Genomic DNA, 9050 nt, shown 5'->3' with positions numbered 1-9050 from the left:
CTGTTATCGTCCTGTTATTATTTCAACATTCAACAGTGTTTATAGTATGTCCATACCTGAGGTAAATAAATACGCAGGTGCATACAGAAGTGCTTTAGCACAGAATCCAGATAATACAGAACTGAATAACTCCATTGCAATGTGTTATCTAAAACTGAAACTTTATGACAAAGCACAATCCGCTTTCGCAAAAGCCATAGAAGATAATTTCGACAATTCAGAAACTTATTTTTACGCCGCAGTTAGCCTTTTGAAGGGCAAAAAAGCTTTTTTGGCAAAGCGAACTGACATTGATAAAATTGAAGAATATGTCCAAGCTGCATTAATGATTGAGCCGAAGGGAATCTATTACTATTTCTTAGCTTATATCAAATACGACCACTTCTATCGTAAAAGTTACAGAACAACTCCCAATTATCAGGAGTTGTTGGCAATGGCAAAGCAAGCAGGACTTTCAAATTATGACATTGATCAACTCTATGCAATCCTTGGAGTCGATCGTCCAGACTGTCTTTAATGGGATCTCCAGATTGAATCCTATTGAGAATACACAAAAACCACATTTTAGGAGGAAAAACTATGGGTATGTTTGGCAATGCGGTTAATCAGGCCGCAACTGATGCTGCTGCAAAGCAGCAGGAAATGCAGATGCTTCTGCGTGGCAAAAATAGTGAGCAACAGGCAATTATCAAGTTCTTCTACGGTGCATCAGGTGGATGCATGTCTTCTGGTATGACTGTCGAAGAATATCGTAAGAAAGTTCGGGCGAGATTGAGTTCTCTGGATACCAAGTCAATGGCTCTGAGAAAACTGGGCATTGATGAGGATGAGGTTCAGGAAATTGCTCCTGTTACGTTCGAGGGTTATGTTTTTAACGACAAGGTTGATAATCTGGTAGCTCGTGCCTCAGCTAATACTTGGGTTAGTTCCGAGTATATGATCACTTGGCTGTTTTTCGGCGAGCGTGAAGTTTTCATCTATCAGTATTCTTTCAGCATGACCAGTGATAGCAAGAAAGAAAATACTATGCAGTATTTCTATCAGGATGTCACCAACTTTACTGCTTCTTCTGAAACCTATCAGAAGCTCGTGGCAGAGTCTTCTGGTTGTATGGGTAGCACTCAGTATATGCAGGCTTCCGCTAATGCTGACGAATTCAAGATTGTTGTTCCCGGCGACACTCTGCGTTGCTCCATGACTCCAACCGATAGCACCGATGCAGCGATTCGTGGTATGCGTAACAAGCTGCGTGAAATGAAAAATCGCTAATCTGGCTCCGATTACAGAAACTATGAAAAGAGAAATGCCAAGTCCGGAAGAACAGAAAGCGGTAGTATGGTATGTATTAGAACGACCTCTTGTTCGCCCTAATACAAGCTATAAGAAGGCGGCTCTTTGTGTTTCGCTTTTTCTTGTAGCTAATTGTGTGGCAACCATTCTACTGTATTATCTGATTCGATGGCTTGGCATTTCTTCAATTTTACCCCAATCCATCTACAGATTTTACGCAGAACACCATACTACATTTGTTATATTGCTTACCTTGCTTCAATTCTTTATTGGTGGAGTAATAGCATTAAAGCCAGCATTAATTGGAGCTATTCGACTTTATCAGCGGTATGCGCCCGAACGTGTTCGTCGCAAATGCTTGTTTAAGCCCACTTGCTCAGAATACGCAATTCTGGCTATTGAAAAATACGGAGTTATACGAGGATTATATAAGTCTTACATAAGATTATTCAAAAAATGCCGTGGTAGGATATACCGCATTGATGAACCTTAGCGAAAGAGGTAGAAGAAATGGCTATTATTGATAGAATAAAATTCGATGGACAAGTAAATGGTCCGCATTGGCTTGTTTATAAATGTCCCTCCGAGCAATTTGTACTCGGTTCACAACTAATTGTAAACCAGGGTCAGGAAGCGTTATTCCTTAAGGGCGGCGAAGCACTTGATTTGTTTGGTCCTGGTACACATACATTATCTACAGGAAATTTACCACTTTTGCACAAACTGGTTAATTTACCGTTTGGCGGCAAAACACCGTTTACTGCAGAAGTGTATTACATTAACAAGACCGTAAAGCTCGACTTGCATTGGGGAACTTCCACTGCAATACCTTTAGAAGATCCTAAATACGGATTGATATTGAACGTAGGTGCTCGTGGGCAATATGGAATTGCCATAAATAATTCTCGGTTGTTTGTATCTCGTATTGTTGGAGCAATACCTAATGGAGTAACCGGCGATTACACAGTGGTACTCAAATACTTCAACGGACTTATTAACACCAAAATCAAATCTGTAACATCGGAATATATGATAAAGAAGCAAATTTCCTTCTTGGAGATTTCTTCTTATTTGTCTGAACTTTCCGATGCTTTCAAGGAAGCCATCAATGATGAATTTGAAAGATTTGGTGTTGAGGTTGTTAATTTCTTCTGTGAAGCCATTGCACCACGTCCTGAAGATTACGAAAAGCTTCGCCACTATAAAGAAGAACTTGCATTAGGTGAAGGCTTTTATCAGCGCCGTAGGTCTCTTGATATTGCAGAGCGATTGGCAACTAACCCTTCTTCTGGTGGAATTGCCAACGCAGGAATCGGCTTAGGAATGGGATTAGGTGCTGCAGGTCAGTTTGGTAATATTTTTTCTAGCATCGGTCAGAACGTGCAGGTAAACGCCCCCGATAATGAAATCAGTTGTCCAAAATGTGGAGCTAAGAACAATGCATCCATGAAATTTTGTGGCAGTTGTGGCAGTAAACTTGCAACTACCATTGTTTGTCCTCACTGCGGAAAAGAAGTTCCAGACGGAATGAAATTCTGTGGTGAATGTGGAAAACCTCTCAGTGCATCAAAATGTCCTTCTTGCGGTTTTGAGAATAAGCCTGGCATGAAGTTCTGCGGCAACTGCGGAGAAAAATTGTAAATAGTATTTTGTAGAGGTGGTGAAAAGATGGCTAAATCCAAGAATAATTCGATGTTAGATTTCTTGGTAACGTTCTTTGTTGAAGATCGAGCAATTTCACGGATGTTAAGCGATGTCCTCAAAAACAGAACGAATCGCCTGTTTCTCGAAACATTGGGACTTCCATCAGACTTCGCTATTCCTTTTTCTCAGGAAGAAGAAAAAGCATCCGTTATCTACACCTTGAAACAAAGCTTCGATGATAAATATGAAGTAACGCTGAATGGTCATCCTTGTAATGACCATGTAATACATAGTGGAGACTATTTTGCATTTAAGAATAAAAGCAACGGCAAAACAGTCAAAGCCCTGTTCATTGCCACCTCGGATATACAGGCTGGCTATAAAAAATACGCATTATCAAAAGATACCAATATTTTTATCGGGCGCACTCCACTAAACGATATTTCTTATGATTTTAGCGACTTTGTTTCAAGAGAAAAACACGCAGCTATTCGCATTGACAGCAATGGAAATGCTTTTATTGAGGATCTGAAACGCAGTATTGGTATCTATGTAAACGGTCGCCTTGTTCATTCACAACAGTTAAAGCCTTTTGATGAAGTCTTTATCATGGGGCTTTCCCTCATTTACATGGGTGACTTCATAGCTGTGCGTAATCTCAAAACTGAAAGTACCTTATCGTTGATGACATCCTTTGCTGTGAAAATGCCTATCAATGATGCAGCGGAAAAGAAATACTTTGTCAGTACACCTCGTATTCTAAAATCATTGGATAGCGATGTAATTGAGATTGATGCTCCTCCTAGCCCGTTTACCGTAGATAAAACTCCAGCAATTCTAACTCTCGGACCGAGCATTACTATGTCTATGGTAATGCTGGCAAGTTTGGGCGTATCTATCACAAATGCAATTAGCGGCGGTCAGATGTCAACCATTATTGCCAGTGGCACTATGGCAGTTGGTTTACTATTGGGTTCGCTTATGTGGCCTTCTTTACTTAGAAGCTACCAGAAAAGGCGCACCTTGGCTGATGAGAGCCATAGAAAGAGCAGATACTTATCGTATATCTCTGATATAGAAAAAAGCTTAATTTCAAAGAGAGAGCGAACCGTACGTCTTTTGAACGATTCGTTATGCCCTTCTCCTGAAATTTTATGCTCCATGCTTGATAACGAAAGTAACCGACTCCGCTTGTGGGAGCGTTCCCATGAGGATGCTGATTTTCTTGCTATCCGTATGGGTTTAGGTAGCAGACCTTTTGAAGTGCAGTTAAAAATTCCAAAGCAAGGATTTCAGCTGCATGAAGATGAACTTCGTAATTTGCCAGTTGAGCTTTCCAAGAAGTACGGGACATTAAACGATGTTCCACTGACACTCGACATTTTTACTAATCACACGATTGGCATTATCGGCAGTCAGAAGAATATACGCACTATTCTTAATGAGGTGATCCTTAATATTATTTCACTTCATTCCTACGATGAAGTAAAGCTCGTGCTTATAACATCTCCTAAACAGGTGTATAACTTTGATGATTTCAAGAATGTACCTCATATCTGGAGCAACGATAAAAAGGTTCGTTTCTTTGCTACAAATCCCGATGAGGTTCATTATATTTTTAATATCATTGATGAGATGATAAAAGAGCGAGAAGAATCTCAGGATAGAGGTGGCACACCTATCCCCCATTACGTTGTGATCGTCACGGAGCCGAATTTGATTGAAAAAGAGGCTCTGCTCAGATATATGAATGATTCCGAGAACCAAGTTGGTATCACAACTTTGTTTGCCTATGGCGATATCACAAAACTGCCTAAATCATGTAAAACAATTATCCAAAGCGATGATACTCGCACTGGATACTATATAAAAAACAAAAATGCAAATAGGTTCATCCCATTTACTCTTGATGATGTAGAAATGAGCCGTATTCACTCGTTTGCGAATGAACTATCTCGACTGCCTATCAAGAGAGACTCTCGTTCCTTGGGTATCGTTGATCGTATATCGTTCCTGCAAATGTATAAAGTAGGTAATGTCAGCGAACTTGCTATTGAGAGTCATTGGGATAACAACAATTCTGCCAAATCTCTGGCAGCCCCGATAGGAGTCATGGCAGGCGGTGAAGTGTTCAGCCTGGATCTGCACGAAGCCTATCACGGTTGCCACGGGCTTGTTGCAGGTACTACGGGTTCCGGTAAAAGCGAATTCCTACAGGCATTCATCTTATCGCTGGCTATTAACTACAGTCCTAAAGAAGTTGCTTTTGTCTTAGTAGACTTCAAGGGCGGAGATATGGCAAGACCATTCATGGCTAAACCGTTCGCTCCTGCACTGCCGCATTTGTCAGCAACAATTTCAAATTTATCAGGAAATATTCTCTATCGTGCATTGGTTTCGTTGGAAGCAGAGATAAAGTCTCGTCAGCGCATATTTAATGAAGCTGCTGCTGCACTTGGTGTTGATAAACTGGATATTAACTCCTACCACAAGTATTACAAAGGCGGACGCCTTGATACACCATTGCCGCACTTAGTCATTATTATTGACGAATTTGCGCAGTTAAAGACACAGCAGCCTGAGTTTTTGGCACAACTCATCAACGTAGCTCAAGTTGGTCGTAGCCTCGGAATACATCTGATTCTTGCGACACAGAAGCCAAGCGGTATCGTTGATCCGCAGATTATGAGCAACTCTCGCTTTAGAGTTTGCTTGAAGGTTGCAGATAAACAGGACAGCATCGATATGATAAATAAACCTGACTCTGCAATGATTAAAAACCCCGGTCGTCTGTATCTGCAAGTCGGCTATGATGAAATCTACGAATGTATTCAGTCTGGTTATAGTGGAGCTGATTATATTCCTACTAAAACATATATGCCAGACGAAGAAATCACGGTACAGATGACTGATAATACAGCCAATCCTATCCATAGCGCCAAGATTGACCTGTCTGGTGACAAGTCTGACAAAACGCAACTAGAAGCAGTTGTTTCTGAAATCGTTGCCCTCGGGCAAAAGAAGAATGTTGTAGCGAAGCCTTTGTGGCTAGATATGCTCCCTGAAAAAATTGTTTTGCAGACCCTTGAAAAAGAAAAGAAGGGGCTGTGTTCTGCAACAATTGGATTGGTAGATTACGTTCGCACTCAGGAGCAAAAACCGCTTACGATAGACTTCTCCAAAACCGGTCATGTTGGATTGTATGGTGCAAGTGGAACAGGAAAAACGACATTCTTGCAAACACTGGTTTACTCCATGGTTTGTGAGTATGCCTATACCCCGGAAGAATTGAATCTGTATGCTATGGATTTTGGCGGGCGAAATTTAGGCTATCTTTCATATCTTCCGCATACCGGCGGGGTCGTATTTGCAGACGATGAAAGCAAACTCTCTGAAATGGCTTTTGTTCTGCACGACATAATCGATGAACGCAAACGCATTTTTGCAGACAATAACTGTGGTACTTTTTCTGATTATCGTGCTGTTTGCAAAAAACCTCTTCCTGCCATTCTTGTCCTGATTGATAATTTTGCATCCTTCCGGGACAAATATATGGATATATCAGACAGCTTCATCGACATCATCAGTGCCGGAAAAACCTTTGGCGTTTATTTCGTTATTACAGGAAGTACACGAAACTCTATATATTACAAGGTAACTGAGCATATTGCCACTTATTTCACCCTGAAAATGAATGATCCTAGTAACTACCTAGATATTCATAATGTGCGCCCTCCGGTTGTTCCTGAAGATATCAGCGGACGGGGCATCACTGTAATAAATAGAGAAATTGTTGAATTCCAGACTGCAATCGCTTTTGACGGTGAAACCGAAGCTGATCGTATCGCAACCATTAGTCAGAAATACATCGAATTGGCATCGAATTGGCACGGATACACTCCAATTAAGATAGACGGAGCTACAGAGGATTCAAATAATTCTTATGAAGCTCCTGCAAGCTATTATTCACCGACACCACGAAGCACTCCACCTGAATCCATTTTTGATGAAAGTGGAAATCTTATCCTTGGAACCTCCAAGTCTGCAGCACTGATGTATGGCATAACTCTGTCCGAGGATTACAAAGTCTGTATCTGTGCAAATGATATAGATAGCTTGGGTAAGTTTTACGGAACTATTCTAATGAACATCGCCCAATACAGTAACAGACGTTCAGTATTCATTGATGATGACAATGGCACTTTTAGAAATATTGTCGATGAATGTTCTTCGTGTCAGTATATTAGCGGAGCTACTGCTCTTGATGAGTTCATCGAGGAATTGAAACCAGAATTAAATGCACGCTTAGAAGAACCAGGCGGACAGCACGAACAGCTGTTTATTGTCATTTCTGAGTTCAACGATTTCTTCGATATGATTACCAATGAGCAGGCTGCCTTTATGCGAAAGGTGTTCCAGTATATCGATGCTCCACAATACGGAATTTATTTTATATGCGGTTTTAATGTTAATGGAGCCAAGAACAATGATCGTCTGTTTATGTCACTGGTTGTCAATGCAGAAAACTACATACTCTGCCCAAACTGCTATGAAAATGCTTCCGCAAAGATAGAAACCCTACCGCTTGTACCAGATGTAAAATCTCACAGCTGTTACTTCTGTCTTAAAGAAAAAAATGTTGAGATAAGGTGGTGAGGTTCATGGAAAAAATATCTATCACAGTAAAAATACCAGCCCTGGATAGTACATACGATTTTATCGTTCCAAACAATATGTCTGTCAAAAATGCTCAGAATCTGATGATAAAAATATTAAACTCAGAGTACGGAATCTCAGATAAGAGTGCCGATGCGATGTTGTTCGATACAAGCGACAATACGGCATTACGTTTGGAATGCAGCTTTGCCCAACTTGGTATCTCCGATGGAGCCAAGCTGCTGTTAATCTAGCAAAGGAAGGAGATACGACACCATGAAATATAGAATAAACTACTCTAAAGTTATTTCACAAGCGAATTCCATATCAGATGACGCATATCAGCTCTCATCTCAGATTAAACTTCTGGAACAGATGGAACAAGATTGTCGTGCCGTATGGAAAGGCCAAGCAGCTGATGCTTTTATATCAAAATTAAGCACCCTGCGCAGTGAAATGAACAGGACAAGATCTCAGATGTCCAATCTAGCGTCAACGATTAAATACTGTGCCGACAGAATTCAGCGTGAAGATCGTGAAGCAGAAGAACGAGCCGCCGCCTTGAAATCTGGACACTAAGTATTTATTCAAAAAATTCAAACACCGAAAGGAGAACTCTTATGGCATCTACAATTTTTGATGTAACCCCTGAAGAACTCGAAGCTTCTGCAAGCAAAATCGAGGGAAAAACCGGAGAATTCACCAAAGCATACACCAGCATCTATACAGCTGTGTCTGATCTTCGTGTGACTTACAAAGGTGAAGCAAGCGACACATTCAACCAGAGAATCGAAGGCTACAAAAACGACTTCTCCGCAGCAGAAAAAGCCTTGAAGAACTACGTTCAGTTCCTTCGTGAATATGCCGCAAAAATGAAGAGCACCGAAAACGATATTAAGAGCAAAGCAAGCTCTCTTAGTGCCGGAAAGTAATCAAATCATCATTTTGAAAGGAGAAAAACTATGGCACAAGTAGTAGTAGATTCCAGTGTTATGCGTGACAAAGCTAAGACCCTCGAAAATGCAGCAGTTACTATCCAGTCTCTGTATGCAGAAATGCTGCAGGAGGTTACGACTACAGCTAACAAAATGAAAGGCACCACCATCGAAACTGAAAAAAAGCAGTTTGCAAATATGCAGAATACTTTTGATACTATTGTCAAGGACATGAAGGCATACAGCACATTCCTCACCCTGGCTGCTGAAAGTTATGAAGCTGCTGAGCGTGAAGGCACTCAGAAAGCTCAGGAGCAGGGCAAAGTCTTCTGATTTTTTGGAAGATTGAAATAATCGGTTATCCCTGGCGGAGCGACCTTTACGTTCCGCTGGGGAACCGATAGAAAGGAGGTTGTGAAGTATGCCTAGAATTTATGTTGAATTTTCCGGTCTTGATCAAATTGGAAGTCGTTGTAAAACAGTAGCATCAAGAGTAGATACTATCCAATCCAATTTTCAACGCAC

Annotated in this window: 9 protein-coding genes; all 9 read left to right on the top strand. The window is 40.9% G+C overall.

What is annotated here, in order from left to right; translation table 11 throughout:
- A partial coding sequence (locus WMO25_RS10520; protein WP_349085293.1) for a tetratricopeptide repeat protein occupies positions 1–517 on the top strand: 517 nt, incomplete at its 5' end.
- Between the two features lie 62 nt (positions 518–579).
- Positions 580–1269: a hypothetical protein gene (locus WMO25_RS10515; protein WP_349085291.1), complete on the top strand. Its 690-nt coding sequence runs from the start codon at positions 580–582 to the stop codon at positions 1267–1269.
- Positions 1270–1291: 22 nt separating this feature from the next.
- On the top strand, positions 1292–1783 hold the full coding sequence (gene yidD / locus WMO25_RS10510; protein ID WP_349085289.1) for a membrane protein insertion efficiency factor YidD: 492 nt from the start codon (positions 1292–1294) through the stop codon (positions 1781–1783).
- 17 nt (positions 1784–1800) lie between these two features.
- Positions 1801–2931 carry an SPFH domain-containing protein gene (locus WMO25_RS10505; protein WP_349085288.1) on the top strand — a complete coding sequence of 377 codons (1131 nt, stop codon included), beginning with the start codon at positions 1801–1803 and terminating at the stop codon, positions 2929–2931.
- Between the two features lie 27 nt (positions 2932–2958).
- On the top strand, positions 2959–7590 hold the full coding sequence (gene essC, locus WMO25_RS10500; RefSeq protein ID WP_349085286.1) for a type VII secretion protein EssC: 4632 nt from the start codon (positions 2959–2961) through the stop codon (positions 7588–7590).
- A 5-nt stretch (positions 7591–7595) separates the two neighbouring features.
- Positions 7596–7844 (top strand): ubiquitin family protein, encoded by a 249-nt coding sequence (locus WMO25_RS10495; RefSeq protein ID WP_349085285.1) that lies wholly within the window; start codon positions 7596–7598, stop codon positions 7842–7844.
- A 22-nt stretch (positions 7845–7866) separates the two neighbouring features.
- Positions 7867–8169: a WXG100 family type VII secretion target gene (locus WMO25_RS10490; RefSeq protein ID WP_349085283.1), complete on the top strand. Its 303-nt coding sequence runs from the start codon at positions 7867–7869 to the stop codon at positions 8167–8169.
- Between the two features lie 41 nt (positions 8170–8210).
- Positions 8211–8522: a WXG100 family type VII secretion target gene (locus WMO25_RS10485; protein ID WP_349085282.1), complete on the top strand. Its 312-nt coding sequence runs from the start codon at positions 8211–8213 to the stop codon at positions 8520–8522.
- 30 nt (positions 8523–8552) lie between these two features.
- The gene (locus WMO25_RS10480; RefSeq protein ID WP_349085281.1) at positions 8553–8858 is read left to right on the top strand and encodes a WXG100 family type VII secretion target; all 306 of its coding nucleotides are present in this window, start codon (positions 8553–8555) and stop codon (positions 8856–8858) included.
- Positions 8859–9050 lie beyond the last annotated feature (192 nt).

The sequence above is a fragment of the Coprococcus intestinihominis genome (assembly GCF_040096555.1).
GTDB classification, from domain to species: Bacteria; Bacillota; Clostridia; order Lachnospirales; family Lachnospiraceae; genus Coprococcus_A; species Coprococcus_A intestinihominis.
The sequence above is the reverse complement of the archived record's forward strand: the minus strand, read 5'-3'. Positions and strand labels throughout refer to the sequence as shown.

Bases quoted from the DNA above. Each gene is read 5' to 3' on its own strand.
- WMO25_RS10515 (WP_349085291.1), top strand. From the start codon at position 580: ATGGGTATGTTTGGCAATGCGGTTAATCAGGCCGCAACTGATGCTGCT.
- yidD (WP_349085289.1), top strand. From the start codon at position 1,292: ATGAAAAGAGAAATGCCAAGTCCGGAAGAACAGAAAGCGGTAGTATGG.
- WMO25_RS10505 (WP_349085288.1), top strand. From the start codon at position 1,801: ATGGCTATTATTGATAGAATAAAATTCGATGGACAAGTAAATGGTCCG.
- essC (WP_349085286.1), top strand. From the start codon at position 2,959: ATGGCTAAATCCAAGAATAATTCGATGTTAGATTTCTTGGTAACGTTC.
- WMO25_RS10495 (WP_349085285.1), top strand. From the start codon at position 7,596: ATGGAAAAAATATCTATCACAGTAAAAATACCAGCCCTGGATAGTACA.
- WMO25_RS10490 (WP_349085283.1), top strand. From the start codon at position 7,867: ATGAAATATAGAATAAACTACTCTAAAGTTATTTCACAAGCGAATTCC.
- WMO25_RS10485 (WP_349085282.1), top strand. From the start codon at position 8,211: ATGGCATCTACAATTTTTGATGTAACCCCTGAAGAACTCGAAGCTTCT.
- WMO25_RS10480 (WP_349085281.1), top strand. From the start codon at position 8,553: ATGGCACAAGTAGTAGTAGATTCCAGTGTTATGCGTGACAAAGCTAAG.